1 pseudogene is annotated in these 703 nt (G+C 31.9%); it reads right to left on the bottom strand.

The window, feature by feature from the left end:
* Positions 1-81: 81 nt before the first annotated feature.
* Positions 82-703: pseudogene (locus tag K0039_RS20120) on the bottom strand (Cys-Gln thioester bond-forming surface protein); the annotation flags it as partial.

The raw sequence follows: 703 nt of genomic DNA, 5'->3' as shown, positions 1-703 counted from the left end.
ACCAAAAACATTGACTAGTCCGATATACTTCTGAAGTACTGCTACTTATATACCTTGTCCAAGAACAATCCACATTGCACTTTACGTGGCTGAGTACGTCATTATGTCATTTTCTTCTCCGCCTAGATTAAATTGTTGCTTATATCCAAATCCATCAAATTCAGAACCTGCATATAGTATAGATTTAACTGCATCTTCATTCTGGTTTTCTTGACCACTACATTCTTCTGCTGGTAAATATGGACTCTTTCCATTACTACTTGGTGGTCTTAAATGGTTATTGTAGCAAAATGCAGTTTGCTCTCCATCTTCACCTTCTATTACGTATTTGTTATCTTTTGAGCTTGCTCCTACAAGACCTTTTATTACATAGTCAAAAGTTAAAGTCTTTGTAATATCATCAAATCTTAAATCATGATAAGGTCTGTCTGAACCATCTATTTCTTTTAGTAAACAAGTATTTTTTACTTTTGCTTTTTTATCATACCATAAGCTGATAAATGAGTCTTTTGAAGTAAAGACTTGGTTAATTTCTGATTGTTCATCTGACTTTACATTTTCTTCATCTTCCCAAAAGTTATATACTATTTTATTTATTTGAGATAAAGTCATATCAAGAATTTTATCAATATCTTGCTTTAGACTCATTTCTTCTATAACTATTTCTTCTTCTAATGATTTTTCTCCCTCTGGAGTCTGACCC

This window comes from Terrisporobacter mayombei, assembly GCF_020748465.1.
Classification (GTDB): Bacteria; Bacillota; Clostridia; order Peptostreptococcales; family Peptostreptococcaceae; genus Terrisporobacter; species Terrisporobacter mayombei.
Note: the sequence above shows the minus strand (reverse complement) of the source record. Positions and strands in the feature narration are given on the sequence as shown.